This is a genomic window from Dietzia sp. CW19 (assembly GCF_014145265.1).
Taxonomy (GTDB): Bacteria; Actinomycetota; Actinomycetes; order Mycobacteriales; family Mycobacteriaceae; genus Dietzia; species Dietzia natronolimnaea.
In genome coordinates this window covers 1-17,573 of sequence record NZ_JAALEE010000559.1, presented here as the reverse complement: position 1 = coordinate 17,573, position 17,573 = coordinate 1, and the positions used below count along the sequence as shown (strand labels likewise).

Annotated in this window: 18 protein-coding genes; 9 read left to right on the top strand and 9 right to left on the bottom strand. The window is 68.2% G+C overall.

Translation table 11 applies throughout. The features are described 5' to 3' along the window. Nucleotides 1-188 (bottom strand): Ku protein (locus G6021_RS15830; RefSeq protein ID WP_347238987.1); only part of this gene is annotated, 188 nt, incomplete at its 3' end. 72 nt (nt 189-260) lie between these two features. Here G6021_RS15830 and G6021_RS15825 point away from each other — a divergent pair. Continuing rightward, complete coding sequence (locus tag G6021_RS15825) at nt 261-1,028, top strand: sulfite exporter TauE/SafE family protein (RefSeq protein ID WP_241736615.1); 768 nt, start codon at nt 261-263, stop codon at nt 1,026-1,028. 117 nt (nt 1,029-1,145) lie between these two features. Here G6021_RS15825 and G6021_RS15820 read toward each other — a convergent pair whose 3' ends face one another. Next, nucleotides 1,146-1,322 carry a hypothetical protein gene (locus G6021_RS15820; RefSeq protein ID WP_182618152.1) on the bottom strand — a complete coding sequence of 59 codons (177 nt, stop codon included), beginning with the start codon at nt 1,320-1,322 and terminating at the stop codon, nt 1,146-1,148. A 197-nt stretch (nt 1,323-1,519) separates the two neighbouring features. Here G6021_RS15820 and G6021_RS15815 point away from each other — a divergent pair, with 197 nt between their 5' ends. From G6021_RS15815 to G6021_RS15790, 6 genes are all read left to right on the top strand, one after another. Further along, nucleotides 1,520-2,170, top strand: a complete 651-nt coding sequence (locus G6021_RS15815; RefSeq protein ID WP_308161422.1) for a hypothetical protein — start codon at nt 1,520-1,522, stop codon at nt 2,168-2,170. A 209-nt stretch (nt 2,171-2,379) separates the two neighbouring features. Then, on the top strand, nt 2,380-3,345 hold the full coding sequence (locus G6021_RS15810) for an NADP-dependent oxidoreductase (RefSeq protein WP_182641700.1): 966 nt from the start codon (nt 2,380-2,382) through the stop codon (nt 3,343-3,345). Between the two features lie 215 nt (nt 3,346-3,560). Next, nucleotides 3,561-3,893 carry a hypothetical protein gene (locus G6021_RS15805; RefSeq protein ID WP_182641699.1) on the top strand — a complete coding sequence of 111 codons (333 nt, stop codon included), beginning with the start codon at nt 3,561-3,563 and terminating at the stop codon, nt 3,891-3,893. A gap of 983 nt (nt 3,894-4,876) precedes the next feature. Further along, nucleotides 4,877-5,173: an antitoxin Xre/MbcA/ParS toxin-binding domain-containing protein gene (locus G6021_RS15800; RefSeq protein ID WP_182618156.1), complete on the top strand. Its 297-nt coding sequence runs from the start codon at nt 4,877-4,879 to the stop codon at nt 5,171-5,173. A 6-nt stretch (nt 5,174-5,179) separates the two neighbouring features. Further along, nucleotides 5,180-5,770: an RES family NAD+ phosphorylase gene (locus G6021_RS15795; RefSeq protein ID WP_182618158.1), complete on the top strand. Its 591-nt coding sequence runs from the start codon at nt 5,180-5,182 to the stop codon at nt 5,768-5,770. 551 nt (nt 5,771-6,321) lie between these two features. Then, entirely contained in the window at nt 6,322-9,048 is a 2,727-nt protein-coding gene (locus G6021_RS15790) for an ATP-dependent DNA ligase (RefSeq protein WP_182641698.1), read from the top strand. A gap of 240 nt (nt 9,049-9,288) precedes the next feature. On the opposite strand, the gene G6021_RS15785 is transcribed toward G6021_RS15790, so the two are convergent. The 7 genes from G6021_RS15785 to G6021_RS15755 form a co-directional block, all read right to left on the bottom strand. After that, the gene (locus G6021_RS15785; protein WP_347238986.1) at nt 9,289-9,798 is read right to left on the bottom strand and encodes a hypothetical protein; all 510 of its coding nucleotides are present in this window, start codon (nt 9,796-9,798) and stop codon (nt 9,289-9,291) included. 28 nt (nt 9,799-9,826) lie between these two features. Beyond that, a complete protein-coding gene (locus G6021_RS15780) occupies nt 9,827-10,177 on the bottom strand; it encodes a hypothetical protein (RefSeq protein ID WP_182617176.1) in 351 nt (116 codons plus the stop codon). A 161-nt stretch (nt 10,178-10,338) separates the two neighbouring features. Next, entirely contained in the window at nt 10,339-10,836 is a 498-nt protein-coding gene (locus G6021_RS15775) for a DUF6328 family protein (RefSeq protein ID WP_182617177.1), read from the bottom strand. Nucleotides 10,837-10,993: 157 nt separating this feature from the next. Continuing rightward, on the bottom strand, nt 10,994-11,320 hold the full coding sequence (locus tag G6021_RS15770; RefSeq protein ID WP_182617179.1) for a YtxH domain-containing protein: 327 nt from the start codon (nt 11,318-11,320) through the stop codon (nt 10,994-10,996). Nucleotides 11,321-11,491: 171 nt separating this feature from the next. Further along, a complete protein-coding gene (locus tag G6021_RS17635) occupies nt 11,492-11,998 on the bottom strand; it encodes a hypothetical protein (RefSeq protein ID WP_241736613.1) in 507 nt (168 codons plus the stop codon). Beyond that, nucleotides 11,991-13,541 carry a sodium:solute symporter gene (locus G6021_RS15760; RefSeq protein ID WP_182641697.1) on the bottom strand — a complete coding sequence of 517 codons (1,551 nt, stop codon included), beginning with the start codon at nt 13,539-13,541 and terminating at the stop codon, nt 11,991-11,993. Before G6021_RS15760 ends, G6021_RS17635 begins: the two co-directional genes overlap by 8 nt. Continuing rightward, complete coding sequence (locus tag G6021_RS15755; RefSeq protein ID WP_182617183.1) at nt 13,538-15,391, bottom strand: AMP-binding protein; 1,854 nt, start codon at nt 15,389-15,391, stop codon at nt 13,538-13,540. Before G6021_RS15755 ends, G6021_RS15760 begins: the two co-directional genes overlap by 4 nt. A gap of 115 nt (nt 15,392-15,506) precedes the next feature. Between G6021_RS15755 and G6021_RS15750 the strand changes: the two genes are divergently transcribed. Then, nucleotides 15,507-16,286: an enoyl-CoA hydratase-related protein gene (locus G6021_RS15750; RefSeq protein ID WP_107745751.1), complete on the top strand. Its 780-nt coding sequence runs from the start codon at nt 15,507-15,509 to the stop codon at nt 16,284-16,286. Nucleotides 16,287-16,288: 2 nt separating this feature from the next. Then, nucleotides 16,289-17,573 (top strand): GAF domain-containing protein (locus tag G6021_RS15745; protein ID WP_182641696.1); only part of this gene is annotated, 1,285 nt, incomplete at its 3' end.

The following is a 17,573-nucleotide window of genomic DNA, read 5'->3' as shown; positions in this document are numbered from 1 at the left end:
GCCTTGGCGATGTCGGAGAACTCGACCTCCTCACCGTTGTCGTCACGCACCTTCTTGTAGCGGATGCGCACGCCGTCCTTCTTGTCGACCTGCCGAGCGTGCAGGTCGTGGTCCTCCGTCGCCGAATACACCTTGACCGGCACGTTCACCAGACCAAAGGAGACCTCGCCCTTCCAGATGGATCGCATGGGATGAGTATGCGATATCGGGGCGCGTGGCGCCGCCGGTCGCAGTCAGGCGCACCTGGAATGCTGTGGTCCATGCCCGCCGACGTCGGTCCCCTCCTCCTGCTGGTCGCGGCGGCGTCCGTCATCCTGGGCACGGTCCTGCAGCGCGTCAGCGGGATGGGGGTCGGGCTGGTGGTGGCACCCACCCTCACCCTGCTCCTCGGGCCCGTCGCCGGAGTACTGCTGACCAACGTCACCACCACCGTCTCCGCCGTGCTCATCGGGATCACGCTCCGCCGCGACATCGACTGGCGCCGGTACCGCCACCTCGCGCCCCTGATCGTCGTGGGATCCGTGCCCGGTGCGCTCCTGGTCGGCGCCGCCGACCGCAGCTGGCTCGAGGTGATCATCGGGGCCGCCCTGATAGGCACGCTGCTGATGACAGCCCTCGTACGCATCCCGCCCGTCAGCGGTGCCGTGCCGGCCGCGGTGGCCGGCACGGCAGGGGGGTTCCTCAACACCGCCGTGGGCGTGGCCGCGCCCGCGATGCTGGTCTACGCACAGGCCACCAACTGGAACCAACGGTCCTTCGCGGCGACCCTGCAACCCATCTTCTTCACCATGGGATTGACCTCGGTCATCACCAAGGTCGGCCTGGGCGCCGCGCCGATCTCCGGACTACCGCCGCTGCCGGTGATCGGGCTCGTCGTGGCGATGGTGCCGGTCGGCCTCCTCCTCGGCGGACTCGTGGCGAAGCGGGTCACCGCGACGGCGGGACGCAGGGTCGCCGTGGTGGTGGTGACGGCCGGCGCCCTCGCGCTCCTCGTGCGAGGCGTCGGGAGCGTGGCCGGGGTGATCTGAGTCGCAGTGGGCCGGACCGCGGTGGGAACGCAGAAAGACCCCGGGCCGCGGGTGCGGTCCGGGGTCTTGGGTCCGAGGTCTGCCCGGCCTTTCAGCTGGTCAGGAGAGACCGACTTGTCAGGAGATGCCGCCGAGGAGATCGGTGGGCAGCATTCCGGTCAGCGAGTCGGCGCCGCTGCCGTTGCCACTGCTGGCCCCCTGGAGCAGCGAGCCGAGGCCGAGCGATCCCAGGATGGGGGCCGCGAGCGATCCGATAGCGAGGGAGCCGAGCGAGCCGAGTGCATCTGAACCCATGGTGGACGTCCTTTCGGGCGGGTACGTGTCGTGACGTGGCGCCGTTCGCGCCTGCCCGGCCGATGGTAGCAGCGGTGTGGCGCACACCACACCGCCGGACGAGGCGGCGCGATAGGTCCGGACTGCGCCGTTCGAGGTCGACGCCGGTTTCCGATATGACGGCTCCACAATGGTCTTCCGTCGTCCAGAATCGTCTCGTGAGAGAAATCGAGCTTCCGCGCCCCGACACGATGGCCCCACGGTGGTCCGCACTGGCCGCGGTGCTCGCCGCGTACGGGCCGCGCTGGGCGGAGTCCGCCTACTCGGACGGCTCCACCTGGCACTACGACGACGGCGGCGGCAACTGGGCCGATATCCGCTTTGTCAGTGACGAGCGGGCAGTGCTCCTCGGCCACGACCACGAGTACTCCACCACGTACTTCCGCGCCGCCGCGGAGTACTTCGGGGAGCCCGAGACCGACCTCCTGGCCGGCTGTCCCCCGTGGTGGGCGGAGGCGATCGGTGACTACCTCGAGCGCATCGATACCCACGGCATGTGGATCGGATTCATCTACGGATACGACTGCGGCACGTGGACGCGCGCCGACTACAGCGCCGACGACGGCTTCACCTCCCTGAACCTGCCGCTCCTCGACGACCGACTCGTACTCAGGCAGATCTTCGACCAACTCACGATGTCCGTCGGGGGCCGCCCGGCCGCGGCAGACCCCGACCCGCGGGACCTCGACCGGATGCTCGCAGAATGCCCCGACCTCAGCGCCGACACGGCGCAGGCGCTCCTGGGCGGGCGAGGTCTGGACGTCGACGCGGCCCTCCGCGCCGCCCAGCAGTTCCGGCGGAGGGGCTGAGCGCTCTGGCCCGATCTGCTGGCGGCGGTCCGCCGGGGTGCTCTGGTGGTGGTGACCGCTGGCGCGCTGATGCTGCCGGGGCGGGGCTCGGGGGCTTGGCCGCGGCGGTCTGAACGGGTGCGCGGTTACCATGCGGACACGTAGTCACTCGTGTCAACAATCAAGCGGAACCGCCCCGTTTTTCGCCGGTTCTGCGGAAAAGAGAAACAATGAGCGTCTCAGCTGGCCCCGTCCGCGCCGTCGGAGTGACGACCTACGGGGGCCCGGACGCTCTGCAGGTCGTTGACGTCCCGGCCCAGGAGCTCGGGCCGAGCGAGGTTCGCGTGCGAGTCACGGCCGCAACAATCAACCCCACCGACACCTACACGCGCAACGGTTCTCGGTCGAAGACCGGAACTCCGCGCGGAGCTGCAGATGTCCCGGGCATGGACATCGCCGGCACACTCGTCGAGATCGGCGAGGACGCCGCGACCTCCCTGTCGGTCGGCGACCGGGTGATGGGGATCGTGGTGCCCCGCGACGAGCACGGTGCGTATCGCGAGGACATCGTCCTGCCCGCACAGTCGATCGCCTCCGCACCCCGCGACACCGACGACGTCGCCGCGTCGACGCTCCCGATGAACGGCCTCACCGCTCGGCGCGCACTCGACCTCCTTGATCTCGAGCCCGGACAGACTCTGGCGGTCACCGGAGCGGCTGGATCGACCGGTGGCTACGTCGTGCAGCTGGCCAAGCACGCCGGCCTCACCGTTGTTGCCGATGCGTCCGAGGCGGACGAAGAGCTTGTCCGGTCGCTCGGCGCCGACAGAATAGTCAGGCGAGGAGACGGCGTCGCCGACCGCATTCTCGAGCTCTACCCCGACGGCGTCGATGGCCTCTTCGACGGAGCCGTGCAGGACGCGGCCGTACTCCCCGCGGTCAAGACCGGCGGGGGCGTCGCGACGGTGCGGTGGTACCAGGGCGACGGCAGCCGCGACCTGACGGTTCATGCCGTGAGCGTGGCGGATATGGCCGAGGAGCAGGGCAAGCTCGATGAGCTGCGGCAGTTGGCGGAAGACGGCGTGGTCACCCTCCGTGTTGCGGACAGCTACTCGCCTGATGACGCGGGGCGAGCCCACGAGCGTCTCGAAGCCGGCGGAACGCGCGGACGGCTGGTCATCGACTTCACGCGGTGATGTACCGGCAGGTGAATTCGGAAGCACTACGCGGTTCGTCGAGCTTTCGTCCGGCGGACGCGTCGAACGTTTGCGACACTGTGCAGGGACCGGAGGCTCACTAAGTCGACTTGCGGTACTCCGGGCGAGACGGGGGCGAGGCGGTTAAGCCTTTCCGCAATGATCAGCCCATCGCCAAGCCGCTGGGCAAGCCGGTTCCACTTCCACTGTGTGGCGTGAGTGCTATCGAGCTGTTCAAGCTCTCGCGCTCGGGCAACAACCTCGTGTTGTCGAGCATCTCCGAGCAAATCCTCACCGCCTGCGCTGCAGCAGTCGGGAAACGGGCATACAAGCAGAGGCCACACGGTTCGGTTGGCCCGGGCCAGTTCCAAGCGACGTTTCGGCACGCCTCTACCGAGGTCGCTGATGTACACATGTCTCGGGGCGGCCGGTCCACTGCGGATGGATCGATGCTGACTCTTACGGCTCTGCAGATCGCACTTGTCTCGCCGACCAATTCCACATTCGTAGCCAATCGCGCCTTCAATAACACAGACCTCACCGAGTAGACCTTGCTGCCACATAGTGACCGGGTACCGAGCTGAAAGGTCTCGAACTAGCATCAGCAACTCGGCGACGCGATCCGGGGCGTTCGGCCCGACATGAACTTTCGACGCAGCTAGGGCCACCTCGTCCGGCGCGAGTGCCGTAAGCGAGTCCCACATATCTCTCAGCGCGGGGATGCCTCGCGACGGATTGAGACAGCGCCACCCGACAGCGATGACAGCAATTACTGGCAGATTTACTCCGGCGCGTTGAAGATACTCGGCGGTCTGTCGCCATAGGCCCGCCTGTACCTGAACCCAGCCGGGTGCTGGCCTCTCGACGTGAACGTACGGCGCAATGATCGCCGTAGCGCCATGAAGGATCTGGTAGTTGACTACGGACTCAACCAACTCGGCGCGAACGGCGACGCTCATGAGATCTGCCGGCGAGTACTCTTTTGCATCCGCGAACGGAACCGCGCACCAAGGGGCGCTCGGATCCTGACGGTCTTGAAGAAAGTACGTCTCCGGATCGACAAGGAAGGGGACTCCGGCTTCTCGCGCGGTCCTAGCGAGCAGTTGCCCTCCCGGTTTTGTGGGCACATGCGCGTCCACCACGAGCCGGGCCGGTCGGTGCATCGCCGCCGCTCGCCCTGGGGTCAACCCGTAGACCCTTCGCACGAACGTGTCGTCCGTTGCTCCGACTCGGATGGTCAGCTGCGATCGATCGGATGGCTTGCGCACCGAAGCAGGCATGTCCCGCGTCCTTTCTTTCGTTCCGAGAGTAGCATCGACTGCAGTCAAGACCGCAGAAAAAGATGCAAACTGACCGCAGAAAGCACGCGTCTCCGAGGGCGAGGCAGTCTAAAATGACAGACCACAAGGGACACCGGGGAAAAAAGTCGACGCGAGCTGGAGGACAGAAATTGGCAGGGACTAGTGGGCGCACGGCGGGCCGCGCCGGCGAAGCTGGAGGGTCGCTGACGTACCTCCGAATTCTCGAAGAGGTGGCCGACTCCGGCATCAGCCGCACCGAACTCGGCAAAGTGGTTGGTGCAGCAGAGCGCACCGTGCAGACATGGGTGGCGGGCACCAGTAAGCCGACGGGGGTCCGGGCACAGCGACTCCTCGACGTCCAGCTCATCGTGCGGCTGCTGGGCGAGACTTATACACGTGAGGGGATAAAAATATGGTTGAACTCGCGAAACCGAAACTTGGACCTGCGTCGACCAATCGACTTGCTCGAGGACGGACAGATCGATGCCGTTCTCCAAGAGGTCACTCGGATCGCGGGGGGTATGTGAGTCGACATGGACTCTCTTGCCAATCGGCTCGCCGGTCAGTCACCCGTGAGGATCGCCGGGGAATGGCACCGCCATCTGCCCGCTCGCTTTAGTGATCGGGCCATGGAAGGCCGGACCTCATACTCGCGGTGGGGTCGCGACCGGGGGTTCCCAGTTCTATACCTAGGGAGACCGACGGATTCGGTGATCGTCGAGGCCTACAGGCATCTGGTTGACCCCGTGGTTGACGATCCGGACATCCGCCATCACCTCGCGCCGCGCGCGATGGTGACTGCCAAGGTCGATGTTGGCGACGTTCTAGACCTCCGAAGTGCCAGCGCAAGGGCCGAAGTCGGATTAGCTCTCAGACAAATGCAGTCTGGGACAGAGGATCGCCACGCCTACACAGCGTGCCAAGAGGTGGCGGCGGCCGCTCATCAACAGGGCTTTCATGGGCTCGTCGCTCCCGCAGCTACACAACGTGGTGAGACCCTTGCATTGTTCAGCGACAGACTTGCTGAAAGCGAACTGCCGGTCATCATCGAAACATCGCCATGGAACACGTTTCCGGACGATCCCCGACTGGGCCCGCGACTGCGACTGGTTTCCGACAATTGAGAGCAGATGCACCATAGGGGCACTCGCCCGCAACGAGGGATTGCGGGTCTGGAGCAATGCTTGCCCGCAGTAGATCCCTACAGCTGGCCGACTCTAGACATGCGCAAGACCAGGGTCCCGGTCTGCCCCAGGTGCACCTGGCCTTGCGACTCGCCCGACACCCATGGTGCCGTGCTCACACTCCACGATATCCGACCGCGCCAGTGGGGCGAGACCAATCCACTGGCCCGCGACAGGGACTCGGCGTCCTCGCCTTAGGGACTACAGGAAGGCGATCTGATCAACGCGAGCAATTGGACAGATGGAGCTACTGACCAGTCTCTGAGAATTCGCTTTGCAATCAAGGGCAACTGACCATCCGACTCAGTACCCGTTCCGAGCAGGCATTTTTCCCTAGATCGCCGAATCAATCCAACTGATTTGCACTCTAGTTGCAATGAAGAGTGCGACTCCCACTCTCGGATGGGGCTTCCCTCGGCTGCGGGGTAGCGCGACCTGAAACCGCGGGTCAGCCGGTCGCCACTGTCCGACGCAAGTGCCAGAGTGGACCCATGGCGAGCAAGGGCGGCAAGGAGTCGGTCGAGGTCGACGGGCGGACCGTGCGGTTCACCCACCCCGACAAGGTGCTCTACGAGGCCACCGGCACCACCAAGGCCGATGTTTTGGAGTACTACCTGGCCGTGGCGCCTCACCTCATGACGTACGCCGGCCAGCGTCCCGTGACGCGCAAGCGCTGGCCCGACGGAACCGAGGACAAGTCGTTCTTCGAGAAGAACCTGCCCTCCCACGCGCCCGACTGGGTGTCGCGGGTGGCGATCGAGCACTCCTCCCGCACGGTCACCTACCCGGTGCTCGACTCCCCCGCCACGCTGGCGTGGTTCGCCCAGCAGGCCGCGCTCGAGCTGCACGTGCCGCAGTGGACACTGTCCGACGGCGAGCCCGGGCGGACGCGGCGGATCGTCATTGACCTTGACCCCGGTGAGGACGTGGACCTGGATACGACGGCGAAGGTCGCACTGCGCGTCCGAAATCTCCTCTCCGAGGCCGGATTGGACGCCTTTGCCGTGACCAGCGGATCCAAGGGCATCCACCTCTACGCCCGCCTGGACAAGGCCGTCTCCTCCAAGGGCGCCTCCGCGGTGGCCAAGCAGATCGCCCAGTCGCTGGCCAAGCAGACCCCGGACCTGGTTACCGCCACCATGAAGCGCTCGATACGCGACGGCAAGGTGTTCGTGGACTGGAGCCAGAACAGCGGCGCCAAGACCACCGTGGCGCCCTACTCACTGCGCGGCCGCGCAGAGCCGTGGGTCGCGGCCCCGCGCTCGTGGGAGGAACTCGGCGACGGCGGGCTCAAGCACCTGCACTGGGACGAGATGCTCAAGCGACTGGAATCCGAGGGCGACCTGCTCGAAGGGCTGGAGGGACCCGAGAAGAAGGGCGGCGCGTCCACGAAGGGTGCCGCGAAGAAGTCGTCGGCATCGCGGGAGAAGAAGTCGGGGGGCAGCAGGAAGAGCTCGTCGTCGTCATCGGATGACGGGGACCCCGAGCGCGGCGGTTCCGGATCCGACAGCGCCGATTCCCGCGGTGCCGATTCAGGCGCTTCCGATTCAGGCGGCAACGACTCGACCCGCGCCGCGGCGGAGGAGGGCTGCGACGCCGGCCCCACCGACGCCGACGCGGTAGTGACAAGCCTCGACGAGTACCGCCGCAAGCGCGACCGCCGCAAGACCCCGGAGCCGTTCGACGGCGAGGTCGACACCGATCGCTCCGACGGCGACGGCCCGATCTTCGTGATCCAGGAGCACCACGCCCGCCGTCTGCACTTTGACCTGCGGCTCGAACACCACGGCGTGCTGGCCTCGTGGGCCGTGCCCAAGAACCTGCCGACCGAGCCCAAGGACCGGCGGCTGGCCGTGAACACCGAGGACCACCCGCTGGGCTACGAAACCTTCGAGGGCACCATCCCCAAGGGCGAATACGGCGCCGGGACCATGACCATCTGGGACCAGGGCACCTACGAGTGTGAGAAGTGGCGCGAGGACGAGATCATCGTGTGGCTCAACGGCGAGCAGGTCTCCGGCCGGTACGTGCTGGTGCGCACGAGCGCTGAGAAGAACCAGTGGATCGTGCAGTACATGAAGGACCAGTCCCCGGACTCCTTCTACGGTGGACGGGACAACCCGAAGTCGTCCTACCCCTCGGATGAGGATCGTTCCGGCGCCTCGGACACGTCGCCTCCGCGCGGCTCAGATAAGTCGACTTCCCGCGGTTCGGACAAGTCTCCTGCCCGCGGCTCAGACGATAAGGCGATCCGCGACTCGGACATGGCCGACCTCCCCGATGCTCCCCCACTGCCGATGATCCCCACCTCGGGGTCGGTGACATCCCTGCCCGGGGACAAGTGGGCCTTTGAGGGCAAGTGGGACGGCTACCGCGTGACCGTGGCGACCGATGGCCGGCAGAGCCGGTTAATGAGCCGCAACGGCAACCCGATGGACTGGCTGGCCGACGGCTTCCCCGGGCTGGCGCAGGCGATCGGGAAGCCGGCGGTGCTCGACGCCGAACTGGTGGTGCCGGGCCCGGACGGCGTGCCCGAGTTCTCCGCTTTGGCCAAGCAGGCCGCCGCGGAAGGAGACGACTCGTCGATCGGCCCGGTGCACCTGTTCGTCTTTGACGTGCTCGGGCTCGACGGTGTGGACCTGCGCCGGGAGCGGTGGGATCGGCGTCGCGAGGTGCTGGACCTGTTGACGCCGGCACTTGAGGAGGTCGAGCGGGTGCACGTGCCGGGGGTTCTCGACGGCCCCGGCGACCGCGCACTGGCCGAGGCCGAGGAGTTCGGCTGGGAGGGCATCGTGGCCAAGCGCCGGGACTCGCACTACCAGTCGGGCCGGCGGGCCAAGACGTGGCTCAAGGAGAAGCTGCTCACCACCACCGAGGCCGTAGTCGGCGGCTGGCGACCGGGAAAGGGCGGGCGCTCCGGCTCACTGGGCTCGCTGCTGCTCGGGCTGCCCGCGCAGACCGGGCTCACCTACATCGGCCGCGTTGGCACGGGCTTCACCGATCGGCAGGGCAAAGCTCTGCTCGAGGAGCTCGAACCGCTGCGCCGCCGCTCGAGTCCGTTTCTCGAGGACCTGCCCAGCGACGCCCGCCGCGACGCGATCTGGGTGTTGCCCAAGCTCGTGGTGGAGGTCCGCCACCAGGGGTTCACCGAGGATGGCGTGCTCCGGCAGTCATCGTGGCGGGACATCCGGCGGGACAAGCTGCCCGGGGATCTATAAGCCCCTCGCAGGCACTGCGCGATGCACTGCGCGATGCACTGAACAGTCCTACTAGCCCGCGGGTGGCCCACTTGGAAGGCTGATCGCACTCGCCACGCGCACCCTCTCGTACTGGTCGCACTCACCGTGATCTAGGTCGTGGCTACCGTGCGAAACCCGCAGATTTTCCGCGCTGAGCACGACCACTACGCGGGAGCTTTCCGTCTAACCCGGCGGTGTCCCAAGTTGGGGACGGCCCTGCTACGAGAAGAAGCGCCCAAACCCGCGCCTCCCGGCGGCGTCGTATTGGTGGACCAGGTGCCGGAGCCGCAGGTTCAGGGCATCCATCCGGGCTGTCCGTTCGAGGAGCTCGTCGATCGAGTCCGACCCGGGACTGGCCTCGTTGAGCAGGGCGTCGGCGTCCTCGAGGACGTCCAGGAATTCCGGGTCCCGCGCGGCCCTGGCCTCGATCCGCGGGAACTTCTCCACCAGCGGGGTCCCCACCGCCCGGTTGTCCCGGAGTTCGTACCAGGACTCGACCGCCAGCGACAGGGCCCTCTGGGCCGAGTCGTGCGCCGCCTCCACGGACGCGAGTGCCTTCTTGGCCGTCACCTGCAGGGGATCCACCCCGGCCTTGAGCCGGCGGCGGTGCGCGAGCTCGTCGATCGCGGACCGCACCAGCCACGTGGTGTACCAGAGCCACCCCGCGATCATCGCCAGGAACAGCAGTCCTACGAGGACCGGGACGATGAGCCTCAGCACGGCGTCCACCGCCCGCCCACGCGAACCCAAGGGGTCGTCATGACCCCACCACCAGCGCGATGAGGATCGAGAGCGGGATCGCCAGGGACACCGCGGCACCGACGAGTTTGGCCGTGGCCGACCACAGCAGCCGGGACGCCTCCGTGTGCGCACCCTGCTCGTCGATCACGCAGGCCTCCCGCGCCGCGACCTCCACCCGCGTGGCCGCCACCTCGGGCCAACTCCGCGGCACCCGGCGCAGAGGGTTGCGTCCGAGCCCATCAGCGGCGAGCGCTGTGCGCTGGCCGGACCACTCTCGAAGACCTGCGTCGAGTCGCGTGCGGGCCTGTTCGGCGGCAGCGTTCTGTTGCAGGTCAACGGAACGGGAGTACATCTCCATCGACGCCATCGGCACGAGCACCTCCCCCGGCGCGGTAGCGGGCCAGATCGGACCCCATTGTCCCATCCGAGGGGTGAGGCGCCGTGTCATTCCGGACACACGATGCCGCGCCACCGCGCCGAACAAGTACGGGTGCGTCGCCATCGCACCCACCCGGCAGTGCCGTGTCGTTAGTCGGGGACATACGGATTCGTCGCGGCATACCGCAGAACGCGGGCGGGCACCACGATGAGCATCACCACCACGAAGAACGCGGTGACGACCGCCGCTCCGATCCCCGGCACCACACCGAGGACCAACGTGAAGATGAGCGCGACCAGACCGACCATCGCGATCGACAGGAGCGCCATTCCGACACGGGCGAGCATCGCGGACAGGCGCAGCACCCGGTCCTTCCGGTGGGAGCGGAACACCGCGCGGTGGATCATCACCGGAGCCAGCAGAACCACTGTCGAGGCAAGGGCGAGTGACAGCACCACCAGGTAGAGAGCGCGGCCGACACCGCCGATGTCAGCGAAGCGCTCCTGGAACGGCACCACCAGCAGAAAGCCCGTGAGCACCTGGCCGCCGGTCTGGATCATGCGCAACTCTTGGAGCAGCTCGATCCAGTTGCGGTCGATCCGCTGCGCCTCGGTCTCGTTGCGCTCCCAGGCTCCCTCGACGTTCATGCCGCTCCTCCCGCCGTGTCCCCCGTCGTCGGTCCTCGTAGCGCTCAAACTGGCGGCGGGCCTCGCCGAGCACCTGCCCACCGCTCAGGCGGGCCGTCGCGACTGTTGAGTTAGTCGTCGGATCCGACCCGGCTCGGGGAGGGATCGACCGGATGGCTCACGGAGTCGTACCGTCACCGCTGCCCGAAGGCGGGTACTGCGAGGTGAGGGGGTCAGCCTGATCGGTGGAGTGTCGTCCCCCGCTGCTCTGCCCGTCGCTGCTCGGGCCGTCACCGCTCTGCCCGGAAGGGTCGCTGACCTGGTCCTTCACCTGCTCGGCGGCGTCCTTGGCAAACTCGGTGGCCTGGCTCGCGGCTTCCTGGACCTGCGGCGTCTGCCACAGCTTGGTTGCCTGCTCCTTGACGATCTCGTAGTGGCCGCGGCCCGCGCGGCTTCCCAGGACGTACCCAACTGCAGCGGCTGCGATCAGAGTGAACTTGCTCATGGTGTTTCCCTCTCGTCGGGGACGTCCACCGACACACTGTCGTGGCCGGGACTGCGTCCCTGTGGGTCGAGCTTCGGTACCGTCGCCGCACCTTGGTCGGGCTCGGCGACGGTGGCACCACGGAGACGTGTGAGGGGATCAGTGTCGATCAACTCGGACTCCTAGATGCCGTCAGATCGAACACCACAATGCTAAGACGGCCCTCGGACGCCCGCATCCGGTCGACAGGTCACCCGATTGCGGATACGGCGAGGTCAGCCGTCGGTCTCCGCGCGGGTCCGGCGGGCCTGACGCACACGGGGTTCGGTTCGGACGCGGAAGACGCCACAGCCTCGCGTCGCCGCTCGCGGTGAGGATCGACCACAGCACCAGTACGCCCAGCCCCGCGCAGTAGCCGACGATCGCGATGGTCGACACCCTCTCCCAGGAGCCGTCGGAGTGCAGGGAACCCAGGAGCATCATGATCACGGCGAAGAGCGGTACGGCCAGGAACACCATCTGCCAGGTGTCGGTGAGCATCCCGATCAACGCGAACGCGGCTACTGCCACAAAGGCGTGGATCAGCATCCCGGCGCGCTTGTGGTCGGGTTCGGGGGCGGCTGCGGGGTCGAGTGCCCGGCCGGATGCCCGATCTCGTGCGGGGTCGAGTCCCCGGTCGTGTGCGGCGGGATCAGACATGATCGGTCCTTTCGGTGGACGCGGCGGTCGAGCTGGACGTGGCGGCCGCGCCGGTGAGCGTGGGGTCGGTGGCGGCGCTCGGGCCGCCGTACAGGAATTCCAGCGTGGCGTCGGGGTGACGGTTGGTGGTCAGTAGCGAGACCACGTAGAACAGCAGGATCGACACGATCAGTGAGATGCCGCCGACCTGCATGAACGCCGGGACGGAGATGATGTCCCGCGCGGCCAGCGAGGTGATGATCATGTTGCCGAGGATCGCGAATGCCACGGTGACGGTCGCGGCGGTGGCCGTTGCGCGATGCCAGTAGATGGACATGACCACCGGGCCGACGATCGCCGCGGCGAAGGCGGCCCAGCCCAGCGCGCCGAGCAGGAACACCACCTGCGAGAGGAACAGGGTGAGCAGCACCGACAGGACCACCAGGGTCAGGCTCGCGAGTCGGCTCCACAGCAGTTCGCGGACCACCTTGATGCCGAACGCTCCGGGGAGGTCGCGCATCATCGATGAGGCGCCGATGGTGATGAAGCTCGAGGCCGAGGACATGATCGCGGCCAGCAGGCCGGTCAGCGCGATGCCGCCGACGATCGGATTGGTCACGGAGTCGAGGAACCAGATGGCGGTGTCGTCGATGCTCTCGATCTCGGGGGCGTCGCCGGTGATCGTCATGGAGCGGGTGGCCAGGCCGATGCCCACCGAGAACAGGGTGGTGATGGCGTAGGCGATGCCCGCGACGGCGGCACCCCACTTGAGCTGCGTCATGTCGCGGAGCATGAGGAACTTGGTGAGCAGCTGCGGCTGGCCCACGGCGCCCACGAAGATCAGGAGGCCAAAGGCGAAGATGTAGGTGGGGGCCTGGACGCCGTCGATCGAGAGCATCTCGGCGCTCCCGGCCGAGATGGTGTCGAGCATGGGGATCCAGCCACCGGCCACCTGGACGGCAAAGAAGAACAGCCCCACGGACATGACCACCATGAGCACGCCCTGCACCAGGTCGGTCCACACGGCGGCGAGCATGCCGCCGGCCATCGTGTACGCGGCCACCACCATAGAGCCGATCCAGACGCTTGTCGGGATCGAGGTGCCCAGCAGCAAGGAGATGATCACGCCGATCGAGGTGACCTGCGCGGTCATGTACGCAATCGAAGCGATGAACACCGCCACGGACATGGTGGCGTGCGAGGTGCGGTCCTGGAAGCGGACCCGGATGAGGTCGGGCACCGAGTAGACGCGGTGCTTCTTGCCGATCCAGTTGAGGCGGCTGCCCAGGAGGAACCAGGCGGCGGCGAAGCCGAACGGCGCGAACAGGCCGACGGCGATGAGCGCCTGCAGGCCCCAGGCGTACGTCTGCCCGGTGCCGCCGACCATTCCCCAGCCGGACTGGATTGAGGAGAAGCTGGCGATGGCCATCACGAAGAAGCCCAGGGACTGCCCCGCGACGAGGAACTCCTTGCCCGACTTCATCTTGGTGTTGGCCCACGCGCCGATGGCAAACATGAGCACGAAATAGGCGAGCACGACGCCTATGACGACGGGATTGTTCATGAGGGGTCCTCAGGGGTCGGTCGGGCGTGGTCAGCTGTTGGGCGAGCGGGGTCGGCTGTTGAGCGAGCGGGGTCGGCTGTTGGTCTGGCCGGGTCAGCTGTCGGTCGGTCGTGATCGGCGCGCAGTCTGGCGCGGCGGATCTTGCCGGTGTTGGTGGTGGGCAGCTGGTCCAGGAAGAGGACCTCGCGGGGGTATTGGTAGAAGGCCAGGCGCTCCTTGACCAGGGCCTGGATCTCGCGGGCGAGCTCGTCGGTGCCGCTGACTCCCTCGGCGGGGACGACGTACGCGACGATCGCCTCGCCGCGCAGCTCGTCCGGCACGCCGATCACGGCCACCATCTCGACGGACGGGTGGCGCAGGATCTGGTCCTCGATCTCGCCGGGGCCCACGCGGTAGCCGGCCGACGAGATCAGGTCGTCGTTGCGGCCGGAGAACCAGAAGTTCCCCTCGTCGTCGACCCGCGCCAGGTCCCCGGTGTGCAGGACTCCCCCCGCGGTTTTCTCCGCCGTCTTGTCGGGCGAGTTCCAGTAGCGCAGAAACGCGTTGGGGCTGGGCAGGCGCACGCAGACCTCGCCGACCTCGCCCGTGGCGACCAGCTCACCGAGGCCGTCCAGCAGAACCAGATCGAAACCGGGCGTGGGGCGGCCCATCGAGCCGGGCGGGGTGTCGAACTCGGCGTGGCACGTGCCCACGATGAGGTTGAGCTCGGTCTGGCCGTAGATCTCGTTGACCTGCACGCCCAGCGCCTCTCGCGCCCATTCGGCCACGGCCTCGCCCAGCGCCTCTCCCCCGGAGAACGCGGCCCGTAGCCCGGTGCGGGAGTAGTCCACGTCGGAGGCACGCATCATCTTGAGGATGGTCGGCGGCAGGAACGAGCAGGTCACGCCGTGCCTGCGCAGGATGTGCTCCACGGTCTCCGGGCTGGGCCTCCGGGCGGAGGCCACCACGGGCACACCGCTGTAGAGGCTCGGCAGCAGCACGTCGAGCAACCCGCCGGCCCACGCCCAGTCGGCCGGGGTCCAGAAGACGTCGGTCGACCCACCGGGCGCGGCGTTCTGGGGGAACCCGTCGAGCGCGCGGACCACTCCGGGCATGTGCCCCAGCACCACGCGGTGCCCGTGCAGGGCGCCCTTGGGCTGGCCGGTGGTTCCGGAGGTGTAAATGAGGAGGGCGGGGTCGTCGGGTCCGGTGTCGGGCACGACGACGGCGAGGTCGGCCGAGTCCGTCACCGACAGCGGCAGCACGGTGAGCGCACCCGCTCCCGTCGTCGTCGTCGCTCCCGTCGTCGTCGCTCCGGACTCAGGCGTGGCCTCGGGGGCCGTTCCCGCCGCCAGCATCACCCCGGCGGCGGGCGACGTCGCCTCAGGCACCGCATCGCCGGTGACCAACACGGTGCGCAGCTCGGGCAGCTCGGCCAGTTCCCCCGCAAGACGGGAGTAGCAGTCGGCGTCGAACACGGCCGCCACCGCTCCCGAGTCCCCCATCCTGAACAGCGCGGCCTCGGGTCCGAACTTCACCGAGAGCGGGACCGCGATCGCGCCCATGAGGTAGGCGGCCACGTGGGCCACGGCGGTCTCGGCGGACTGCGCGCACATCACGGCGATCCGGTCGCCCTCGCCTACCCCGCGATCACGCAGGAAGGTGATGAGCCGACGGGCGCGGGCACCGAGCTCGCCGAAGGTGGTGACCTCCGGCGGATCGTCGCCGCGGTCCACCACGATCGCGGGGGACTCCGGTGGATGGGAGTCCGTGCACGCGGCGCCGATGTTGAATCGGTCCGGGATCTCCCACCGGAAGCCCTCGGGCCCCAGCGGCGGACGCCAGGGGCGTGCCTGGGCGGTCGATGGCATGGGTTCAACTCCTCAGTCTCTGTGAGCCCCCTCACTCGGGCGAGCTCGCCCCATGACGGTATGAGTGGCCTGGTTCACATACAATGGAGATTCCCCCTACGTTCGGAGTCTGCCCATGTATGAATTCCTATCCCTCGACGTGACCGATGGCCTCGCGGTGGTCACCCTCAACCGGCCTCCGGTCAACGCGCTGTCCCGCGGAATGCAGGAGGAACTGCGGGCCGTGGCACAGGAGGTCTCGGGGCGCAGCGACGTGGACGCGGTGGTCTTCACCGGCAGCGAGCGCGTCTTCGCCGCCGGCGCGGACATCAAGGAGATGCGGCAGATGCCGTACGGGCAGATGCTCACCGAGGCCCGCGAGTTGCAGTCGGCGTTCACCGCGGTCGCGGCGATCCCCCAGCCCACCGTCGCCGCGATCACCGGTGCCGCCCTCGGCGGAGGGATGGAGCTGGCGCTGTGCTGCGACCGGCGGATCGCCGCCGAGAAGGCCAAGCTCGGCCAGCCCGAGATCCTGCTGGGCATTATCCCCGGCGCCGGCGGCACCCAGCGCCTGGCCCGACTGGTCGGCCCCGCGGTGGCCAAGGACCTGTGCCTGACCGGCCGCACTCTCACCGCCGCCGAGGCGCTCGAGCTACGCGCCGTGGAAGAGGTGGTCCCGGACGGTCAGGCCACCGCCCGCGCGACCGAGTGGGCCCGACAGTTCGTGGGCGGGCCCCGCATGGCGCTCCGCGCGGTCAAGGAGGCCGTCGACCGCGGCATCGAAGTCGATCTGGACACCGGCCTGAGCATCGAGCGCGCCCTGTTCGCGGCCCTGTTCGCCACCGAGGACCGGGAGATCGGCATGCAGTCGTTCATCGACTCCGGCCCCGGCAAGGCCCAGTTCCTCGGCCGCTGACCGTGGCCGTCGACCTGGCGCTGGGGCTGCGGGACGTCCTCGACGCGGCCGCCGAGTTGGCGGCCGCGCAGGACGAGGACGCCGTCCTGCACATCGCCATCCGCAAGGCCCGCCAGCTCGTGGGCACCGACCTGGCCTACGTGATGCTGCTGGACCCCGAGCGCGGCGACACCTACATGCGCATGGCCGAAGGCGCCACCAGCCCCAAGTTCGACACCATCCGGCTGGGCATGGGGCTCGGGCTGGGCGGGCAGGTCGCCGAGTCGATGGCGCCCCGCTGGACCCGCAACTACCTGGCCGACGAGCAGTACACGCACGTCATCGACCCGATCATCCTGGACGAGGGAGTCAAGGCGATCCTCGGTGTGCCCGTACGCACCCACGGCCGGCTCACCGGGATGCTGTTCACCTCCGAACGCCGCGAGCGCGACTTCACCCAGGACGAGATCACCCTGCTCGCGCTGTTGGCCGACCAGGTCTCCGCGGCCCTGACCGCGGCCGAACGCTCCTCCCGGCGCAGGCGGGAACTGGACGAGACCCGCGACGCCCTCGACGCCGAGCGAGCGACCTCCACGCGCCTGGCCGCCACCGTGGAGCTGCACGAACGCCTCACCCGGCTGGTGGTGGCCGGCGCCACGGTCCCGGAGATCGTGGACCTGCTGATCGACATCGAGGGTGGCACCGCCGCCGTCTTTGACCTGGCCCACCGGGAGATCGGGGCCGCGCAGTCCACCGAGGGCCCGCCGGTCGACCTGCTCCGGCGGATCCTGGACGAGGTCGCCGCGGACACCGAGCGGATGGTAACCCGGCAGTCCGGCGGCCACCTCGTCGTGGTCAACCCCGTCATCACCGGCTCCGACCACCTCGGGTACGTCACCTACGCCAGCCGCGGCTCCGTCCCGTCCATCGGGCGGGTGCTGGAGCGGGTGAGCTCGGTGATCGCGCTGATCCTGCTGGGCCACCGCGCGCGCGACGAGGCCGACAACCGCGTCCGCGGCGAGCTCCTGGCCGAGCTGCTCTCCCCCGGCGATCACGACCCGGAAGCGATCGGCCGCAGGGCCACCCTGCTGGGCGTCGACGTCCACGCCGACCTGATCGCGCTGGTGATCACCCCCGCCGAGACGCGGATGTCCCGGGCTCTACAGACGGAGTGCCGGTCGCTCGCCCGGGCCGACGGCGGGCTGGTGACCACCTACGGCGACCGCGCGGTGATGCTCCTGCCCGGGTCGGATGCCGGTGAGACAGCCCGCGACGTGGCGACCCGGCTCAGCCCTCACTCGGCGACCG